This is a genomic window from Nostoc sp. ChiQUE02 (genome assembly GCF_034531305.2).
In the GTDB taxonomy this organism is placed as follows: Bacteria; Cyanobacteriota; Cyanobacteriia; order Cyanobacteriales; family Nostocaceae; genus Nostoc.
Genome location: NZ_JAVRBN020000019.1, coordinates 53218 through 73541, shown reverse-complemented (window position 1 = coordinate 73541; position 20324 = coordinate 53218). Strand labels below are relative to the sequence as shown.

The 20324-nt window shown below is 43.5% G+C and carries 18 protein-coding genes; 10 read left to right on the top strand and 8 right to left on the bottom strand.

Annotated features, from left to right (window positions below; all coding sequences use genetic code 11):
• Positions 1-113: 113 nt before the first annotated feature.
• Both RM347_RS20105 and RM347_RS20100 read right to left on the bottom strand, forming a co-directional pair.
• Complete coding sequence (locus RM347_RS20105; protein ID WP_322716948.1) at positions 114-608, bottom strand: GNAT family N-acetyltransferase; 495 nt, start codon at positions 606-608, stop codon at positions 114-116.
• A gap of 162 nt (positions 609-770) precedes the next feature.
• Positions 771-1943, bottom strand: a complete 1173-nt coding sequence (locus RM347_RS20100) for an RpoD/SigA family RNA polymerase sigma factor (protein WP_322716947.1) — start codon at positions 1941-1943, stop codon at positions 771-773.
• A gap of 797 nt (positions 1944-2740) precedes the next feature.
• Between RM347_RS20100 and priA the strand changes: the two genes are divergently transcribed.
• Positions 2741-5290, top strand: coding sequence for a primosomal protein N' (gene priA / locus RM347_RS20095; protein ID WP_322716946.1), 2550 nt, complete (start codon positions 2741-2743; stop codon positions 5288-5290).
• Here priA and RM347_RS20090 read toward each other — a convergent pair.
• Together RM347_RS20090 and RM347_RS20085 are read right to left on the bottom strand one after the other, a co-directional pair.
• Positions 5255-6856: an ATP-binding protein gene (locus RM347_RS20090; RefSeq protein WP_322716945.1), complete on the bottom strand. Its 1602-nt coding sequence runs from the start codon at positions 6854-6856 to the stop codon at positions 5255-5257. The two genes, priA and RM347_RS20090, sit on opposite strands and share 36 nt — an antisense overlap.
• Positions 6853-7536, bottom strand: a complete 684-nt coding sequence (locus tag RM347_RS20085) for a response regulator transcription factor (RefSeq protein WP_322716996.1) — start codon at positions 7534-7536, stop codon at positions 6853-6855. The genes RM347_RS20090 and RM347_RS20085 overlap by 4 nt, the downstream gene beginning before the upstream one ends.
• A 149-nt stretch (positions 7537-7685) precedes the next feature.
• Between RM347_RS20085 and RM347_RS20080 the strand changes: the two genes are divergently transcribed.
• From RM347_RS20080 to RM347_RS20065, 4 genes are all read left to right on the top strand, one after another.
• A complete protein-coding gene (locus RM347_RS20080; RefSeq protein ID WP_322716944.1) occupies positions 7686-8072 on the top strand; it encodes a hypothetical protein in 387 nt (128 codons plus the stop codon).
• 262 nt (positions 8073-8334) lie between these two features.
• Positions 8335-9123 carry an intradiol ring-cleavage dioxygenase gene (locus RM347_RS20075; protein ID WP_322716943.1) on the top strand — a complete coding sequence of 263 codons (789 nt, stop codon included), beginning with the start codon at positions 8335-8337 and terminating at the stop codon, positions 9121-9123.
• A 101-nt stretch (positions 9124-9224) separates the two neighbouring features.
• Complete coding sequence (locus RM347_RS20070) at positions 9225-9377, top strand: hypothetical protein (protein ID WP_322716942.1); 153 nt, start codon at positions 9225-9227, stop codon at positions 9375-9377.
• 634 nt (positions 9378-10011) lie between these two features.
• Positions 10012-12594: a GAF domain-containing protein gene (locus RM347_RS20065; protein ID WP_322716941.1), complete on the top strand. Its 2583-nt coding sequence runs from the start codon at positions 10012-10014 to the stop codon at positions 12592-12594.
• A gap of 127 nt (positions 12595-12721) precedes the next feature.
• On the opposite strand, the gene purN is transcribed toward RM347_RS20065, so the two are convergent.
• Positions 12722-13393 carry a phosphoribosylglycinamide formyltransferase gene (gene purN, locus RM347_RS20060; RefSeq protein WP_322716940.1) on the bottom strand — a complete coding sequence of 224 codons (672 nt, stop codon included), beginning with the start codon at positions 13391-13393 and terminating at the stop codon, positions 12722-12724.
• Positions 13394-13491: 98 nt separating this feature from the next.
• On the opposite strand from purN, the gene RM347_RS20055 reads away from it, so the two are divergent.
• Positions 13492-13629: a hypothetical protein gene (locus RM347_RS20055; protein ID WP_428850585.1), complete on the top strand. Its 138-nt coding sequence runs from the start codon at positions 13492-13494 to the stop codon at positions 13627-13629.
• A 281-nt stretch (positions 13630-13910) separates the two neighbouring features.
• Positions 13911-16955, top strand: a complete 3045-nt coding sequence (locus RM347_RS20050) for a caspase, EACC1-associated type (protein ID WP_416211874.1) — start codon at positions 13911-13913, stop codon at positions 16953-16955.
• Positions 16956-17169: 214 nt separating this feature from the next.
• Here RM347_RS20050 and RM347_RS20045 read toward each other — a convergent pair whose 3' ends face one another.
• Together RM347_RS20045 and RM347_RS20040 are read right to left on the bottom strand one after the other, a co-directional pair.
• Complete coding sequence (locus RM347_RS20045) at positions 17170-17445, bottom strand: BrnA antitoxin family protein (protein WP_322716938.1); 276 nt, start codon at positions 17443-17445, stop codon at positions 17170-17172.
• Positions 17408-17683, bottom strand: a complete 276-nt coding sequence (locus RM347_RS20040; protein ID WP_322716937.1) for a BrnT family toxin — start codon at positions 17681-17683, stop codon at positions 17408-17410. The genes RM347_RS20045 and RM347_RS20040 overlap by 38 nt, the downstream gene beginning before the upstream one ends.
• 136 nt (positions 17684-17819) lie before the next feature.
• Between RM347_RS20040 and RM347_RS20035 the strand changes: the two genes are divergently transcribed.
• The 3 genes from RM347_RS20035 to RM347_RS20025 all read left to right on the top strand — a co-directional run bounded on the left by RM347_RS20035 (position 17820) and on the right by RM347_RS20025 (position 19425).
• A complete protein-coding gene (locus RM347_RS20035) occupies positions 17820-18044 on the top strand; it encodes a ribbon-helix-helix domain-containing protein (RefSeq protein WP_322716936.1) in 225 nt (74 codons plus the stop codon).
• Positions 18031-18369 (top strand): type II toxin-antitoxin system PemK/MazF family toxin, encoded by a 339-nt coding sequence (locus RM347_RS20030; protein WP_322716935.1) that lies wholly within the window; start codon positions 18031-18033, stop codon positions 18367-18369. The genes RM347_RS20035 and RM347_RS20030 overlap by 14 nt, the downstream gene beginning before the upstream one ends.
• Before the next feature lie 174 nt (positions 18370-18543).
• Positions 18544-19425, top strand: coding sequence for a carbohydrate ABC transporter permease (locus tag RM347_RS20025; protein WP_322716934.1), 882 nt, complete (start codon positions 18544-18546; stop codon positions 19423-19425).
• A 109-nt stretch (positions 19426-19534) separates the two neighbouring features.
• Here RM347_RS20025 and RM347_RS20020 read toward each other — a convergent pair whose 3' ends face one another.
• Positions 19535-20101: a thermonuclease family protein gene (locus RM347_RS20020; RefSeq protein ID WP_322716933.1), complete on the bottom strand. Its 567-nt coding sequence runs from the start codon at positions 20099-20101 to the stop codon at positions 19535-19537.
• Between the last annotated feature and the right edge of the window lie 223 nt (positions 20102-20324).

Here is a 20324-nt window from a genome sequence, read left to right as displayed (position 1 = left end):
GCGACAAGCTGCTTAAAATCTATGTCTATGATGAGAATAAAAATTTATTTTAAGAATGAAATATAAAAGATAAAAATTATCCCGCTTCATCCTTTATACTTCATCCTTTGTTTTTATTTGACAGATCCTAACTGAGTAAGCGCATCTTCTGTAACGCGACAAATCCGCCAATCATCTAATATAGATGCTCCCATACTACGGTAAAATGCTTGGGCTGACTCGTTCCAATCCAAGACACTCCACTCTAACCGCCCACAATCACGTTCTACAGCTATCTGGGCTACTTTAGTAAGGAGAGCCTTACCAATACCTTGCCTGCGATATTCTGGTAAAACAAATAAATCTTCCAGATAAATTCCTGGCTTAGTCAGAAATGTTGAATAATTATGAAAAAATAGGGCAAAACCAACAGCTTGATCCGCAGATTCTGCTAATATTGCCTCTACATACCTCCGTGAACCAAATAAATGCTCCTTAAGTGCCAGAGCATTACCAGTGATAGCGTGAGATAATTTTTCATACTCTGCAAGCCCCTCAATTAATTTAAACAGTACGCTGTAATCGGCTGGTTCAGCAAAACGCACAATCAAATTGCTACACAAAGTCATTAGTCTATAGTCTATAGTTCATAGTCCATAGTCTATAGGCAACTGTGCAATTTTTTTGAGCAATGACTAAACAAAAGCCGAAAAAAGGTACAAAACGCCCAGTTTTTGCAAATTACAAAGTTAATTAGATCGGGTATTCCATCTCTATCTTGATCAATGTAATTAAATCAACCAACCTTTTAAGCGTTTGGCTATGTGAGGACGCCGCAATTTCCGCATAGCTTTGCTTTGAATTTGACGCACTCGCTCACGAGAAAGATTGAACATATTGCCAACTTCTTCTAAGGTACAGGGTTCGCTGGTTGTCAAACCATAGCGCAGAGAAATCACATCTTTCTCCCGTGGAGTTAAAACGTCACCCAAGACTTCCCAAATCTCCTGACGCATCATGTTTTCATTCATTTTTGCTTCTGGAGACAGGTTATCTTCATCTTCTAGCAAATCCATCAATTCCGTGTCTTCTTCTTTACCGACACGGTGGTTGAGAGAAAGTGCTTGACGGCGTAACTGTTGTAACTGGCGTAGTTGTTGCACACTAATTTCCAAAGCTTCTGCCATTTCACCTTCAGTCGGATTGCGACAGAGTTTTTGCTTGAGTTCTCGTTGTGCTTTTTTTAGCTTGTTAAGCTTTTCAACAATATGAATAGGTAGGCGAATTGTCCGCGCATCGTTAGCTATAGCTCTAGTAATTGCTTGTCTAATCCACCAATAGGCGTAAGTAGAAAACTTATATCCTTTATCGGGATCAAACTTTTCTGTAGCGCGATTTAAACCCATTGCTCCTTCCTGAATTAAATCCAGAAAAGGCACTCCCCGATTCAGATATCGCTTGGCAATAGATACTACCAATCTCAGGTTCGAGCGAATCATTTTGCGTTTCGCTACTCTACCTTGATACAAGCGACTTTCTAGTTGCTTTTCCGTCATTTCAAGCTCAGAAGCCACTTCTACTTTACTGGCTTCTTGTCCCAGTTTTAACTCTAAGGCAGCTTGTATTTCTCTGACTTCCTCTAGAAATCTGACTCGCCGCGCTAACTCTACTTCTTCATCAGGTTTTAGGAGTGGATAACGCGCCATTTCCTTAAAAAACGCGCCAACAGCATCATCATGTTCGGTTTTATTGTATCCCGAAGGACGAGCCGCGGCCATTTCATCTCCGTCGCGTTCATCTGATTCCAAATTTTCTACTACAATTGGAGATTCTTCTTCTGCTACTGCATTTAAACTATCAAGTGATGGTTCTTCGATATCAGCAGCATTCTCCAGTATTTCCATTTTTCCCAATTCAACAATATTCATAGTTTCCTTTAGGGATTGTTGCTTTGTTTGGTACATAATTTAGTTACAGCTACTCGTTTGAGGCTTGGTAGTTTTCCCTAATGGATGATGCACCCCTTTATATAGCGAAACACAGGCTGATGCTTATTTCTCCACAGAAATAAATTGGCATCTACCTAGCACATATAGGTTACGGTTCTATACAACCTATAACGAAACTGGACTTAGCACCCAACAAAACTTTGTTCTCAGGCTCCCAACAGATATATTCTTCATTTTTTTCCGAATTATCAAATATGTCAAACCCCCTTCAAACTTTCTCAACCTTAACAAATATAAAATTCTCAGTTAACCATCCAAATTTCTTAAACTTTCATATATTTTTCTAAATATTTTTAATGTCTTCGGCGTTGGAAGTTACTGGATAAATCGAAAACCTGGTGCTGGGGTTATGCATTCCCGATTTATAGTTACCCAGACAATACAAATTACTATAATGGCAGCTTAATTTCGGGATGTTCTTATTTGTATAAAAGCATCTCATAAGCAGAAAGGGTTGAATATCTATCGATAGGCGGAAAAAGGCTACTCCCTATTTAGTAGATGGAGTAACTATTGCAGCAAGAGCCGACATATTTTTATTTGGTTAGTGGGTACCAAATATTTATTGCATGTATAGTTGATACGAATTTGTCTAGTAGATTACATAAGAGGAAACTTATCAAGTATTATGAAGGATAACAGTATTGAGAAATACCATTTAAATTTAAGAAAGCAAAAAATTAAAGTTGAGTTAGCTAGGTTAATTTTGACCAGCAATGTGAGGAAAATATCTAACTATAAAGTCAGAAAGTATGTATATTAATGACGTAAATTTATCTCCTTTAGTGGTGGCCCAAGCTAGTGAATCATACCAGTCAGGTACAACTCTTAATCGGTGGGTTGAAGTCCTGGTAGACTGTCCAGGAAGTACAGGACTATTTATCTATCGATTGCCAGCCCAGTTAGAAATAAAACCAGGGGATATATTGAGCGTGCCATTTGGAGCACAACAATTAGGAGCGATCGCTATTCGGTTACTGGTACAACCAAATGTCGATTTACCACCAGAAAAAATTCGGGAAGTAGAAGATATAGTTAGCGTTGGGTTTTTCCCAAGTGCTTATTGGGAATTACTCAATCGAGTAGCTGCATATTACTATACGCCCCTAATTCAAGTAATCCGGGTTGCGCTGCCACCAGGATTGCTGGGGCGATCGCAGCGGCGTATTCGCTTGGTTGGAGGCAGAGGGGCAGGGGGGAGTGGTTATTTACTGGCATCTGCCGATCCTTTGGCTTTTTTGACTCCAACTGCGCGGCAAGTTTGGGAACTTTTGCAAGGGCAGCCAGCGGGGGACTATAGTTTTGTCTACCTTCAACAAAAAGTCAAATCTGCTTATCGGGGAATTCGGGAGTTATTACGATTTGGTTTAGTAGAAAGTTACTTAGAACCGCCACGACTAACTCGACCAAAGTTGCAAAAAGCAGTCACGCTCATAGGTACAATCGACGACGACTTAACTACTCGCCAACGAGAAATTTTGGAAGTGCTGCGGCGACATGGTGGGGAGTTGTGGCAAAATGAATTGTTGCAAATTTGCAATGCTAGTTCCTCTATTCTCAAGACGTTGGCACAAAAGGGTTACATCGTTGTTGAAGAACGGGAAGTATTGCGAACAGAACAGGGGCCAGCTTTAGTAGGTGATAGCGCTAAATCCTTAACTACTGCCCAAGCTAGCGCTTTAGAAACAATCCGGAGGCTAGATGGATTCACTCAAGTTTTGTTGCATGGGGTGACAGGTTCAGGAAAAACCGAAGTATATTTGCAAGCGATCGCACCCCTCCTCAACCAAGGAAAATCCGCCCTCGTCTTAGTCCCAGAAATTGGACTCACACCCCAGCTAACTGATCGTTTTCGCGCCCGTTTTGGCAATAAAGTTAGCGTCTATCACAGCGCCCTCTCCGACGGTGAACGTTACGACACTTGGCGACAAATGCTTGCTGGAGAACCCCAAGTTGTGATTGGTACTCGCAGCGCCGTTTTCGCCCCTTTGCCCAACTTGGGTTTAATTATTTTAGATGAAGAACACGACAGCAGCTTTAAACAAGATTCTCCCATACCCACCTACCACGCCCGCACCGTTGCCCAGTGGCGAGCAGAATTAGAAAATTGTCCCTTGGTGTTGGGTTCTGCTACGCCTTCGTTGGAGAGTTGGGTAAGCGTGAGGAGGCAGGAGGTAGGAGGCAGGGGGCAGGGGGCAGGGGGCAGGGAGCAGGGGGCATATTATTTAAGTTTGCCTGAACGCATCAACTCTCGCCCTTTACCGCCGGTGGAAATAGTTGATATGCGGCAAGAGTTGCAGCAGGGAAATCGTTCTATATTTAGTAGATCGCTGCAAGCAGCTTTGCAAGAGTTGCAAGAAAGAAAACAGCAGGGAATTTTATTTATCCATCGCCGGGGACACAGTACTTTTGTATCTTGCCGCAGTTGTGGATATGTGCTGGAATGTCCGCACTGTGATGTGTCGTTGGCGTATCACCACACCGAAGAAAAAGCGCCGGAATTATTGCGGTGTCATTACTGTAATTATGCGCGATCGCATCCTAAATTCTGCCCTGATTGTAGTTCCCCTTACCTAAAATTTTTCGGTAGCGGTACTCAACGTGTCACGCAGGAATTAGCGCGACAGTTTCCAGAGTTGCGCTTGATTCGTTTTGATAGCGATACCACCCGTAACAAAGGCTCACACCGGACTCTACTTACCAAGTTTGCCAACGGCGAAGCGGATTTATTAGTGGGGACGCAAATGCTTACCAAAGGTTTGGATTTACCACAGGTGACACTTGTGGGCGTTGTCGCTGCCGATGGATTGCTAAATTTATCAGATTATCGTGCCAGTGAACGGGCATTTCAAACCTTGACTCAAGTCGCTGGACGTGCTGGTAGAGGTGAAGATCCGGGTAGGGTGATTGTGCAGACTTATACTACAGAGCATCAGGTAATTGCAGCAGTGCGATCGCACGATTATCAGTCTTTCTCTGAAGCTGAGTTAGAACAACGCCAAGCACTCAATTATCCCCCTTATGGGCGGTTAATTTTGTTGCGCTTAAGTAGTCTCGACCCTATTCAAGTGCAAAATACGGCGCAAATTATTGCCACAGCCTTGAGTACAGAAGAAGAATTCGAGATATTAGGCCCAGCACCAGCGAGTATTTTACGGGTAGCTAATCGTTATCGCTGGCAAATATTGATTAAATTTGACCCCGATGCATTACCACAGTTGCCAGATTGGCAAGAAGTGCGATCGCTTTGTCCTTCGTCTGTTAGCTTAACTATTGATGTAGACCCCATCAATATTATGTAACTTCATTGGTAAGGTGAGGGTAAATGCTGTTTGACCAGAAGGTGTTGAGTCAAGGGTGAGATCGCCATGATGTGCACGGGCAATTTCACGGGCTAGGCTGAGTCCTAATCCAATTCCTTCTACCTTGCGGGTTCGAGCAGGATCGCCGCGATAAAAGCGGTCAAAAATGCGATTGCGGTCGCTTAATGGAATATCTTTTGATGCATTGGCAATAGTAATGTGGAGAGTTGTGGGAGTTTGATGAGCGTGAATTTTTATCCAGCCGTTGGCGAGATTGTATTTGATGGCATTACTGAACAGATTTTGCAAAACTTGAATCAGCAAATCGCGATCGCCCAGTACCCGCAACCCATCAGTGAAGTCAGTTTGCACAGTCAACTGGGGAGCTAGCATTTCCACATCTTCTAGCATCTCCATGAGCAACTCAGACATATCTACCTCAACCAGGTACAAGCTCATTTTTCCCGCATCTGCAAGAGATAGCAGCAAAAGTTTTCGCATAATTCCACTCAGGCGGCGTACCTCATCCAACAGATTACTTAAGCGCTGTTGCACTTCACTTCCGGGATCAACCTGTTGCAGTGTTCTTTCCAGTTCGCCTTGCAAAATAGTCAGCGGGGTTTTCAGTTCATGAGCGGCATCACCACTAAAGCGGGAAGCTTGGGTAAAACTCCGTTCCAAGCGTTCCAGCATCAGGTTAAACACCTGAATCAGTTCGACAAATTCAACATCAGTTGTCCCAATCGGAATCCGCTGATCTAGCCCTTTGACAGTCACCTGTTGAATAACACCCGTTAATTGCCGGATGGGACGCAAAGCACCACCAGAAACTAACCATGCTCCCACCGCAACCAGTAGAAGCGCTCCTGGAATGGAAACCAGGAAGATATTGCGAATGATAGCCATTTCTTGATCCACGGCTTGCAAGCTAACGGCAATGGCAACCTGAACATTGGGAAATCTAGTTGCTCCAATTCGCCAAGCTGTTATTGCCGTCTGCTCAGTGACAAATTGAGGTGAGCGTGGACGAATCAGGGGTGGACGACTTTTCACGTTATCTGGAAAATCTAACACGAAACCTAACCCTCCAGCCCCCTTCCCGACGCGGGAAGGGGGAGAATTCAAAGCCTCTCCCCTCTTAGGGGAGAGGTTTTCGAGATCCCGTGAAAAGTCAGGTAAAGGTGGTGGTTCTTTCGGAGGAGGAGGTGGTAGAGGTGTTGACTGAAGACGTTGAACCAGCAGACCATTCACCTTGAGATCGGCAGGTAGAGAGTTAGATTCGTAAAGTGTGTTGCCGTTTGCGTCAAGTACCAGCAAAGCAATGGGGGTTTTTATATTTGTGCCGCCGCCGAAGGCATAAGGTAATGAGTCTGCATAAAACTGCCATCGTTCGCGATCGGGTGAACGAGTTGCCCGCATTAAGTGATTTAATAGTTCTGCATCCAGGCGGCTAATCTTAGCATTGTAAATCTGAAACCAGGAAACTGCACCAAATCCGACTAACGCGCTACCAGCTAAAGCCGCAGACAACAGGGCAATCCGGAGTCGAAACGAAGGGAGTTTCATGAGCTAGAATCTGGCTTGCGAAATCGGTATCCAACCCCTCGAATGCTTTCAATCCAGACTACTTCATCAAGGGGATCAATCTTTTTACGAATTCGCTGGATACAAACATCCACAACGTTGGTGTTGGGGTTAAAGTCGTAGCCCCAAACGTGTTCTAAGATTTGGGTACGAGTAAAGACCCGTCCGGGAGAGCGCATGAGATATTCTAGAAGATTAAACTCGCGGCTGGTGAGTTCTATTGCCTGGCGATCGCAAGTGACTTCCCTGGTGATGCGATCGAGTTTGATTGGCCTAACGCAAAGCAGATTTTGGCGTTCGCTTACACTCCGGCGCACAACGGCATGAATTCGAGCCGCTAACTCTTCCACAAAAAACGGTTTAGCGATATAATCATCTGCTCCCAAATTCAACCCTTCCAAGCGATCGTCTAGTTCATTCCGAGCCGTCAACAAAATCACCGGAGCATTCCGACCTTGCCGCCGCAAAAGTTTTAAAATCGATAGTCCATCCTTTCCCGGCACCATAATGTCGAGTACGATCGCATCATATTCGTTGTCTAATGCCCGCAGATATCCTTCATCACCATTATCACAGTAGTCTACGACAAATCCCTGCTCCTTCAGTCCTGCCCGGACAAAGTTAGCAATTTTCGCTTCATCTTCGACAAATAGAACGTTCACAAGCATTTATTAATTAATATATTCTTCTATTTTAAATTCATTATTTTTTGTTCAAATTACAAAACTGTAATTTAGAAAATAAGCAAGCTGTAATTTTGAAGTGGCTCAATTAGAAATATGAACACCCTACCTTTTGAAGGTTGATTTTTATGAATATTCGTCGAGTGTTAGCGGTAGCAGCAATTCCTGTTTTGGTTGGCACGTTTGGTTTTATTTCACTCAATCAAGCAAATGCCGCTAATCAAATTGCACAGGCGCAACAACCGCCCAACCAACCATCAAACGAACAGCCTCGTCCACCCAGACCTGATTTTGCAGCCGCAGCGGCCAAGTTAGGAGTTACAGAAGCACAGTTAAAGGCAGCGTTAGGAGTCCCTGCTAATCCTCCAAATCCAGGCGATCGCAATCAGCGTCCACCTCGACCTGATTTTGCAGCCGCGGCGGCAAAGCTGGGTGTAACTGAACAACAGTTGATCGACGCACTAGGTGTTCCACCTCATCCTCCTGGTGTTGATCGCCCTAATGCACCAAAATAGCTGAACATTATTTAGATTAAGGAAAAAATTAAATTATCCATTAATCGTAGTAATAGTCTGTCAGGTTGAAATTGAGAGATAAGCAAGTTCGTAGTAAAGACTTTAATCCTTATTTTCTAAGTAATAAAGTCTTTACTACAAAACCTCTTCCTCAGAGGATGTTTGAAAAGTTGTAGCTGAGAGTATCCAAAACTTTAGATCCTCCTAAATCCTCCGATAAATTGGAGGACTTTGAGAATGACAAAAACCTGGGAAATACAGCATGAAAAAAGAGGATTGTCAAATAAGTCGCATTTTGAGTCGAAGAAAAGCACTTGCTCTATTTAGGGCAGCCGGAACTGCAATAATTGTAGTTGGATGCATACCAAGAAAATCCAGATCCACACAGGCGCAATCGAGTGTAGCCATCCCAGCATCATCTTTAGCCAACTCTGGTACATCACCTGCGTGTGTCGTGACTCCAGAGCAGACCGAAGGGCCCTATTTCGTGGACGAAAAGCTCAACCGCTCTGATATCCGCTCCGATCCCGCGGACGGTTCAGTGAAAGATGGTGTACCACTGCAACTAACGCTGCGGGTTTCGCAAATTGGCAATACTGGTTGTACACTACGCGCAGGTGCGATCGTGGATATTTGGCACTGTGATGCACTAGGCGTTTATTCAGACGTGACAGATCCAGGTTTTAGTACCGTCGGCAAAAAGTTCCTGCGCGGCTATCAAGTCACGGATGCGAATGGAACTGTCCAATTCACAACTATTTATCCTGGTTGGTATCAAGGCAGAACTGTCCATGTCCACTTTAAGGTTCGCACAGATACGTCATCAGCACAGAGTTATGAGTTTACGTCGCAGCTATACTTTGATGACTCGATTACAGATCGAGTACACACCCAAACACCATACGCCAGCAAGGGACAACGCCAGTTGAAGAACGCTGGAGACGGAATTTTTCAAGATGGTGGCGAACAAATGTTGCTCAAGCTTACTAAAACAAGCCTTGGCTACGCAGCAACTTTTGATATTGGGCTTCAAGTTTCAAGTATGCAATAATCGTAACTTAACTCAGGTGCGATCGCTTTACCACATCGTTACTGCAAGCCCATCACGCCACAGCAAAATCTGTATGCTACCTCCGCAAGCAGCTAAAACTGTTGATTGTCCGTATGGTGGGAGGAGTTCCTAAGACGCAGCGCCGCAAGGAATTACGAGGCGAGTCGCCAACTCCCAGTGAAGAGCAACCACGATTCGTTGCCACTGTTAACAGCGACAGAAATGGAAAGAAATCAGCAGCAACAGGAAGTTAGGATGTGCGCGATTATGCAAAATTTTGTCAACTAACTTAAAGTAACGTCTCTATTAAGAACCCAAACAGCCTAACGTTTGCCTTCAGCGCACAGCCCTTCTGCTAGAAGGCATAGTTAGGTTAATATAAGATAAGTTTGACTACTCATATAGTGTCGTGTCTGTCTAATTAGCTCAATCAAAAGACCTCTAAGAGGTTTTACTACGCAAAACCGTCCCTTTCCAAATCGGAGAGAAACTTAAACTTTAGTTCAAAGCAGGGAGAAGTTTGTTGAACTCACGTTAATATATCTCCGAAATAAGCAAACTTACTTCTTACGGGGAAGGCTAACTGTCAGAAGTCTGTAGAACTCTCGTTAAAAAAGAAAAAATGTTTGGCTGTCTTGTCAGAAAATCGCAATTCCTGATGAGAAAATGAAACATTCAAACAAAGCGCGCCATTTGATTGCTAACAAGCCCGTTAATTAGAGCCAATTTTTTGAGGTCAAAAGTAACAAAAGCGTTATCGAGTATGACGTAGAAGGTAAGTGCCTCAAGATACTCCTGAAAGCCAGCCCTTATTTAATAACTTTTGTGTAGAATTTGTTTGTGAGGTTATTTACTTGATTCTCAATTGCAACAATCCAGGTTTCATTTATGAGTCAGTCTTTTTCTCAAAACCAAGCAAGACGAAATCGTCAACAAAGACTGTGGCAACAAAAATGGAGTTTAAAGACTAAAGCAATAGTTTGGGCACTAAGCATCAGTGTCCTTCCTGTGGTTGCAATTGGCACAATTACTTACTACAATATTGCTAATATAATTACTAAACAAATTCCGCAAGCCAGACAAGAGAGTGTAAAAAGTTCAACAGCAACTGAACTTGTTCTACAGAGACAACTGTCACTCTTGTTAACAGGTATGGGGGTAATAGCAATTTTGGCAGGTGCGATCGCTGTTTTTGTAACGAATCGAGCTATTAGTCGAGTCAGCAAGGCTGCTGCAACTTCTAATCTTATCAAAAACAAGCTACGTCCAGACAGTGAGTTTACTCAAGTTTTCATCGCTAATGAAGATGAATTAGTGATGTTAGAGAGAAACATAAACTTATTCACAGAACTGCTTTCAGTTTTGGTAAAGGAGAAAGAAACCGAAGCTGATTACTCCCAATTATTAATTAAAATTACCCGATGGGTTCGAGAATCATTCAATGAAGAAGATGTTCTCAAAACTACCTCAGAAGAAATTCGTAAAGCTTTAAGCATTGATCGCGTAACCGTCTTTTGCTTCAACTCCGACTGTAATGGAACCTTTATCACCGAAGCAGTAGCGCCTGGTTTGCCCAAAATATTAGGGGTTACAGTCTCTGAGCCTGGGTTCGAGGCAGAGTATATAAAAAAATACCAGAATGGTTCTATCCGTGCTATTGATAATATCCATAAAGCCGATCTCAGTGATAGTGATATTGAGTTGCTGGAGCAATTTGCTGTCAAATCTAATTTAGTCGCACCTATTCTCGAAGGTAAACAGCTATTCGGTTTATTGATTGCACATCAGTGTTCTAGAATTCGCGTTTGGCAGCAGTCTGAGATTGATTTGTTCGCTCAGATAGCCATGCAAGTAGGATTTGCCCTTGACTACGCCAAGCTTCTAGAACAGGTAGATACCAAGGCAGATAAAGCTCAGGTATTTATCGAAATTACCCGCAGCATTCGCCAATCGCTCAACGAAGAGGATGTCTTGAAAACCACTGTGGAAGAGGTTCGCAAAACACTGAGTACTGACCGAGTGCTGGTTTATAGCTTTAATGCTAATTGGTCTGGAATTATAATTGCCGAATCAGTCGTTCCAGGTTATCCCAAAGTTTTGCGGTCTGAAATCCAAGACCTATGTTTCGGTCAAGGTTATGTAGAAAAGTATCAGTCTGGTCGCGTTGTAGCCACAAACAACATTTACCAAGCTGGTTTAGCTGATTGTCACATTAGCCTGCTCGAATCATTTGCTGTCAAAGCAAATTTGGTCGCCCCCATTCTCAAAGATGAGAAGCTGTTTGGCTTGTTAATTGCACATCAATGCTCCAGATCCCGTGATTGGCAACAGCCTGAAATTGATTTATTCGCCCAGATAGCGGTGCAAGTGGGATTTGCTCTCGACCATGCAAGGCTCCTGCAACGAGTTGAGGCTGAAGGTGTGCAAAGTCAGTTCCTAGCGGATACTATCGGCAGCATTCGCCAATCGCTCAACGAAGAGGATGTCCTCAAAACGACTGTAGAAGAGGTTCGTAAAGTACTGAGTACTGACCGAGTCATGGTTTATAGCTTTAATGCTAATTGGTCTGGAACTATAATTGCCGAATCAGTTGTTCTCACCTACCCAAAAGTTTTGCGAGCTGAAATCCAAGACCCATGTTTTGGCCAAGGTTATGTAGAAGAGTATCAGTCTGGTCGCGTTCTAGCAATAAATAACATTTATGAAGCCGGTTTGGCTGATTGTCACATCAGCTTACTCGAATCCTTTGCTGTCAAAGCAAATTTAGTAGCCCCCATTCTTAAGGATGAACAGTTATTTGGTTTATTAATTGCCCATCAGTGCTCCAGACCCCGTGATTGGAAACAGTCTGAGATTGATTTATTTGGCCAGATAGCAATGCAAGTGGGATTTGCTCTCGACCATGCAAGACTCCTGCAACGAATCGAAGCTGAAAGTATGCGGAGTAAGTTATTGGTGGATATTACCCACAGCATTCGCCAATCGCTCAACGAAGAGGATGTAATCAAAACCGCTGTAGAAGAGGTTCGCAAAGGACTGAGTATTGACCGAGTGCTGGTTTATAGCTTTTACGCTAATTGGTTCGGAATTATAATTGCTGAATCAGTGGTTCCAGGTTATCCCAAAGTTTTGCGCTCTAAAATCTACGACCCCTGTTTCACTGAAGGCTATGTAGAAAAGTACCAGTCTGGCCGCGTTGTTGCAACAAACAACATTTACGAGTCCGGTTTGGCTGATTGTCACATTAGCTTGCTCGAATCCTTTGGTGTGAAAGCAAACTTAGTAGCACCCATTATCAAAGATGACCAGCTATTTGGTTTGTTAATTGCACATCAGTGTTCTGGGCCCCGTGATTGGGAACAGCCTGAGATTGATTTATTTGCCCAGATAGCGATGCAAGTAGGATTTACTCTCGATCATGCTAGGCTCCTACAAGCGTATCAAGCTGCTGAAGCTGACTCTCGTGAATAGCTTTGTGGAAGAGGCAAGGGAGCAGGAAGAAGCAAGGGGGCAGGGAGCAGGGAGCAGGGGGAAAGTGAAAGGCTTGATGCAAGTTCTTTTTCCCCTTTTCTCCCTGCCCCCTGCTCCTTGTCCTCTTTTAATCCAAGTGTATTGGGCTTAGTGTAGTTTTTGACGAAGAAGCTGCCAGAGCGATCGCTAATGGTAAAATTCGATGTTCCTGAATTTGAATCCTGGCATGGAGTGTTTCTGCTGTATCATCCGGCAATACGGGTACTGCGGCTTGCATCAATATAGGGCCACTGTCCATTTCTAAACAAGCTATATGCGCTGTACAACCAGTGATTTTTACCCCAGATGCTAAGGCTTGTTCTACAGCATGGATTCCCTTGAAACTAGGTAACAAACTAGGATGGATATTAATTATTTTGTCAGGAAAGGCATCAATGAAAACTGATGTTAACAATCGCATCCAACCTGCCAAAATCACCCATTCCACATCGTAGTGTCGTAATGTCTGCACAATTTTCTCATCAAACTCTTCTCTGCTTTTATAGTTGCGGTGATTCAATAAAACAGCTTCTACACCTCTATTAGCTGCTCTTACGGCTGCTTTCGCCGAGGGGTTATTGTAAATTAAAACTTGAATTTGGGCATTTAGCTGCCCATCTTGGATAGCTTGAGCAACGACATCAAAATTACTGCCATTCCCAGAAGCCATAATTCCTAGTTTTAAAGGGGCGACTTGTTGGCGAACATCGCTAATACTGGGAGAAACCAAGCTCAGGGTAGAATCAGGGCGGAGGGTCATAAACAGCTAAAAGGGAAAATTATAGATGCCAAAAATATATAATACGTACAATTTTGTGTAAAAGCGTAGCTTGTTTAATGCAAAGGGACGCATTAATATTGTTACTTGATGCATTGGCATTGTTACCCGATGCATTGGCATTGTCAACCGATGTATTAGCATTGTTTCCCGATGCATTGGTATTGTCAGCCGATACATTAACATTGCAGGGTATTGCCAAATTTAATTTGCTATGAATTAATGAAATGCTCTACTAAGTCGCGGTTGGATACTGATACAGTAGTTGCCTAGATTTTTCTTACATAAATAGGTAAGATTTATACTTTAATTTAGCAGTGTCTCTTTCCATGTTGCGATGTCTACGACGGACTACGCCTACGCTTGATTAAATTTTGCTCTAAAAATTTAGCTTATAATCTAGTCCGGTTGATAGAGATAATATTCTAAAACTTGGTATAAAGGAAACAATACAGAGATTAAAGCCGCATAGGATTTGATCGCAGCATAGGTAAATTAAATGGCGAAGGTAGCGTTGCTGATTGGGGTCAGTGAGTATGAGCCAGGGCTGAACCCGTTGCCCAGTGCAGTTAGAGATGTGGAAGCAGTGTATGGTGTACTGCTGCATCCAGAGATGGGCGGGTTTGCCGCGTCAGATATTACCCTGCTAAAAAATCCTGAACGACAAGTTGTAGAAATGGCGATCGAAACGCTATTCTCTGGACGGTACAAAGATGATTTGCTGTTGCTGTACTTTTCGGGACACGGCATCAAAGACGATCGCGGTAGGCTGTATCTGGCAACTCGCAACACTAGTAAGACGCAGCAGGGTGAATTGATTCGCTCAACGTCGGTGTCTGCCAATTTTATTCACGATCGCATGAGCGAAAGCCGCTCCCGTCGGCAGGTGGTGATCCTAGATAGCTGCTTTAGTGGCGCGTTTGCTGAGGGTATGTCTGCCAAAGATGACGGCACGATTGACATCCGGGAGCAGTTAGGCGGTGAAGGACGAGCAGTATTGACTTCTTCTACTTCGACTCAATATTCCTTTGAGCAAGAGGGGCAAGATTTATCGATTTACACTCGCTTTTTGATTGAAGGTATCAAGTCGGGAGAAGCCGATCGCGATCAGGATGAGTTCATCTCCATCGATGAACTCCATGAATACGCCAGTCAGAAGGTGCGAGAACTTCAACCGGCGATGAAGCCGGAAATTTATGCAATTCGAGAAGGCTTTAAAATTCGACTGGCAAAGGTGGCTCCGGGCGATCCCAGACAGCGATACCGTAAAGAGGTAGCACGATTTATTCATCGAGGCGAAATTTCCTTTGTTGGTCGTCGGACATTGGATGTACTAAGGACTCGCTTGGGATTGGAGACAACTGAGGCGAAGGCGGTCGAAGATGAGGTGTTGGAACCGTACCGCAATGAGTTCCGCGACAAACTCCAGCAGTATCAGCAGGTATTCACCGACCTACTGGAGCGAGACGAGACAATTACCGATAGCGATCGCCACGATCTGCAAAATCTCCAGCAAATTTTGGGGCTGCGGAATGAGGACACGATGCCGATTGAGGCACAAGTGACTGTACGATTTAAGACGCATCAGCAAAACCTGCAAACATATCAGCAAGCGTTTACAACGGCACTGCGACAGGAGTTTCCCCTGAGTGCAGCAAGCCGCGATCGCTTACGGCAAACCCAGCAGCAATTAGAGCTGGCAAATGAAGATACTGCGGCGATCGAATCTCAGATTACGGCTGAGGTGGAGGTATATCACCAAAAACTCCAGGACTACCAACGGCTGTTTTTTACTACCACGCAGCAGGAATATCCTCTCAGTGAAGCAACCCGCAATGACTTACGCCAACAGCAGCAGCGCTTGGGACTGACGGATGTAGATATTGCCCCAATCGAAGCGCAAATCACAACGCAGATTGAAGGCTATCATCAAAAACTCCAGCAGTACGAGCAGGCGTTTGTGAAGGCAACGCAACGTAAGCATTATCCAGATGAGTTGATGCAAAAGCAGTTGCAGCAAACCTGGCAGACGTTGGGGTTGAGTGAAGGGGATGTTGGAGCGATCGAGAGGCGGATTAATGCGGAGATTGAAACCCATCAAGGAAACTTGCGGCAATACGAGCAAGAATTTACAGAAGCTATTCAGCAAGAATATCCGCTCAGTGCTTTCAAACGTTCTCAACTAACGCAACGTCATCAAGCATTGAATCTGACTGCTGAGGATGTGACTGCAATTGAAAATCCAATTATTGCTGCGATCGAAGAACATCAGCAAAAACTTCAGCAGTATGAGCAGGTATTTAGAGAGTCGATGCAGTTTGAATATCCTCTCAGTGATGTTACTCGTGAAGAACTTAAGCGCTTTCAACGAATTTTAGAACTAAATGATGCGGAAATAGCTTCACTTGAAGCAATTATTATTCAACAATCTTCAGAAGCAGAAAACCGAAAACAGCAACAGAGAATCAGGCAGAAAGAGGCAGAAAAACAACAAGAAGCTCTACGACTAAAGCAGCAACAGGAAATGGAATATCGCCAAGAATTGATTAAATCTCCGATTCAGCAGTCAAGCCCTACTCAACCCACTCAAAGGATTCAAGAGCCAATAACCCGACAAAAGTTTTTGAAGTGGGCTGGCTTGGGAGGTTTAGGTTTGGTGACAGCAGTAGTAAGTCGTGAAATTTTGAAGGGTCAATCATCCAAATATATTCCCGTTAAGCTTGAAACCTTTAAGTTTGAAACGGTAACAGTAGATGAAAAGGGACAGGTAATTAAACGAGATCCTACCAAGCAAGCTAAGTTCTTTAAGGAGGACTTAGGTAATGGCATAACTCTGGAGATGGTTGAGATTCTTGCTGGTTCATTTAAGATGGGTTCACCACCCGGTGAAACTGGTCAAACCAAATATGAAGAACCACAACACGCTGTAAATGTACCTGCTTTCTTTATAGGCAAGTTTGCAGTTACTCAGGAACAATACCAGCAAATAATGGGTAGCAATCCGTCCAACTTCAAGGGAGCAAAACGTCCTGTAGAGACAGTGTCCTGGAATGATGCAGTAGAATTTTGTAAAAAGCTGAGTCAAAAGACTGGGCGCGAATATCGCCTACCAAGTGAAGCAGAGTGGGAATATGCCTGTCGTGCAGGAAGAACGACACCATTTCACTTTGGGGAGACGATTACAACTGAGTTAGCCAACTACAATGGGAATTCCACCTACGCTTCTGCACCAAAGGGCAAATATCGTCAACAAACAACAGAAGTAGGAAGTTTTCCAGCCAACGCCTTTGGATTATGCGACATGCACGGGAATGTCTGGGAGTGGTGCCAAGATACTTGGCATGACAGCTATAAAGAAGCGCCTACTGATGGAAGTGCATGGATAGATAATGATAATAAATATCAAGTGCTGCGGGGCGGTTCCTGGTTCAACACTCCTGGAAGCTGCCGTTCCGCGTCCCGCGTCAACTACTACTCGCGCGACAACCTCATTGGCAATATTGGTTTTCGTATTGTGTGCGCTGCCGGGAGGATTATTCAGTAGCCCTTTATACTTTAGCTCTTTTACCCTCTATCCTTCTTTCTTTTACCCTTTTTGAGTGTAGCGAAGCGGAACGATCTAATTTTTTTGAAAAAACAGAGTGGATCAAATTAAGATTAGGTTTAAGTAAAGACTCCAACTAGAGATAATTATGAACCAAGAGCTTACCCAAGCAATGCCTCAGAAGTTCAACTATTGCACAGCATCGATTTACTAACTATCGATGAGCTTCCATATATGCTCGCAGTAAGGTATTGATCTGCGTTTGATAACCCCGTCCTTGCGACTTAAACCACTCCAATACATCGCTGTCAATGCGTAACGTCACCTGTGCTTTATTTTTTGACGCAGGTAAACCCCGTCGAACTATAGCCTTGGCAAACAGTTCTGGTGTAATTTCCGGGCAATCTGATAAATCAATGTCTTCATCGCTCATAGCATCAAGCCGTTGCCAATCAGTCTGAGAGTTGCTCGAAATAGATTCGTTGCTCATATTTGGTTGCCTTTCTTGCAGAAATAATGCGCGTTAAATCATCACGATCTGTATGGACAATAGCAACGACTCGCCCTTGCAACAAGCCAAAGGTGACGAAACGCTGCTCTGCGTAGCTGTAGCGATCGTCTTCAACCGTCACCGTGTCTCCATCAAATACTGCTGGGATATCGATAAAATCGATTCCGTGCTTGCGAAGATTAGTAAGACGTTTTGCTTCATCCCATTCAAACTGCATCACCAAAACACAGCTACGCTTACCTAATTGTAACTACAATTTGTAATTACAGCAACTTAGCCAAACGGATCTGCTGGGCTTTGAGATTAAGCTAGGATATTAGTATGGGTTATTTTTGCTACTAATTGGTAGGAAGATGAATGTAGAAAAACTCTCTATTTCCTTGCCGCCGTCTTTAGTGAAGTTTGTCGAAAACTACAAGCGGGATAAAGGATGTAAATCTCGTTCTCAAGTAATTGAAGAAGCATTAGAATTGCTGCGAAACCGAGAATTAGAGGCAGCTTACCGAGAAGCGTCTGCTGAAGTTGATAACGATTGGGACGTGACAGTGGCAGATGGTTTAACAGATGAAACGTGGTGATATTTATTACGCAAATCTTAGTCCGGTGATGGGTTCAGAAATGGGTAAACGTCGTCCAGTGCTAATTGTCAGTAATGATATAAGTAATAGTGCTGCTACCACTGTGACAATTTTACCGCTTACTTCTAATGTGAGCCGTGTTTATCCCTTTGAAGTTTTGCTTAATCCAGAGATTAGTGGTTTAACGAAGCCTTCTAAAGTACAGGCGCAGCAAGTGCGAACAATTTCTAAGCAACGAATTACTGGTGAACTATTAGGTAGTTTAAACGAAGAGATAATGGTACTAATTGATGCAGCGTTAAAAATGCATTTGGGATTGGTTTGAATTTGCAGAAAAATAGCGATGTTTAAGTAAAGACTCCAACTAGAGATAATTATGAACCAAGAACTTATTCAAGCGTAGGCGTAGCCCGTCGTAGACATCGCTAATACTAGGAGAAACCAAGCTAAGGGTAGAATCAGGGCGGAAGGTCATAACAGCTAAGAGGGAAAATTATTGATGCCAAAAAAATATACTAAATCGTGGTTGGATAATGATACAGTAGCCGCCTGGATTTTTCTCACACCAGCACTAATTTTACTGGGCGTTTTTATCATTTGGCCGATCGCCTATTTGTTTTACCTCAGTTTCACTGCTGGTAGTTTCACCTTAAAAGGTACTTATTGGATAGGCTTAAAAAACTATTGGCGCTTGCTACTCGACCCCGACTTCTGGCAAGTTTTGGGTAACACCTTTTATTTTACTGTTGCCACCATTATTCCCAGTTTAGTTATCTCCTTGGGATTGGCAGTGTTATTAAACCGCTCCATTCCCTTGCGGGGCATCCTACGAAGTGCTTATTTTCTACCTTCAATTATCTCACTTGTGGCAGCCGGTTTGGGATTTCGCTGGCTGTTTCAAACACCAGGGCCAGTTAACGGACTTTTAGATTTTTTTGGCATTCCAGACATACCCTGGTTAGGAGACACATTTTGGGCAATGCCAGTAATTATTTTAATGAGTATTTGGAAACAACTGGGTTTCAATATGGTGGTTTTTTTAGCAGGGTTGCAAGCAATTCCTCCCAGCCGTTATGAAGCAGCAGATTTGGATGGAGCAAATGCTTGGCAACAATTTTGGTATATTACTCTGCCTGGATTGCGCCCTACTGTCATATTTGCAATCATTACTACCGCGATTTTTACATTGCGGAGTTTTGAGCAAGTTTATGTAATGACTGGCGGTGGGCCACTGAATTCGACTAATTTGCTGGTTTATTACATTTACCAAGAGGCTTTTGGTCAATTTGATTTTGGTTATGCAGCAGCAGCAGCGACGGTGTTACTAGCAGCAACTTTGGTACTAGTTTATTTGCAACTGCAAACTTGGGGAGAGGAGTAGGGGAGGCAGGAGGTAGGAGGCAGGGGGCAATTTTGGAAGTTGCTAATTCATCGCGCAAATATGCAATGCCAAAAAATGTAGTGCATTCAATTAGAAACAGCTAGAGTTTTTACTTCTTATATAGGCTGCGATATTCCCAAGGATTAACAAATTTGGCATCACTCCAAACACCAAGCCGTTGTTCTTTCGCCTCAGCTTCAGCTTGTTGAACTAAATTTTTACTAGGACACTTGTTTAAATAGGGACGATACACTTTTGCTAAACCTTCTTGTAACAATACCTGCTGCACAAAAGTGCCATTTTTTAAACGAACTTCGGCAATTTTGCGTCCATAACGATCGCTATCGGTGATATTCAAAGTTACGCGATCGCCTCCTTGTTGCACCAGTTGTTGCACCCGTTCTTGGGCTTTCACACCCCAAGTAAATTGATTGCGATCGCTAGTCCGTTTACTCTGCTTTTCTTTGTTAGTATGGGCTATTTCTGGTGCATCTACACAAGCAAAGCGTACAGTAAGATTTTTGCCATCGGCATCTTTCACTACTAAAGTATCGCCATCACTCACTCGTTCAACGGGTTCTCCAGAAGTAGTGATGAAGCGATCGCAGCCTATCAAACCCAAAATTATGATAGTTGCACAAAGCCAAAATCGCACTGGTTTTATTAATTTCTCCATCCAAAGTCACCTACATTACCTCTGTGGGATGATACTAGCAAAATGAAAAGATATATTTGTTAACCGTTGACATAACTGCCACAGGCAATTCAAAATCCAAAATCGGGCGTTACATATTTGCAAGATGATTTAACAACTTCCAAAAGTCCCCCTGGTGACTGAGCGCAGCCGTACCCCTACGGGGAAGCAAGCTACGCGCAGCGTCTCCGACGGTAGAAGTGTG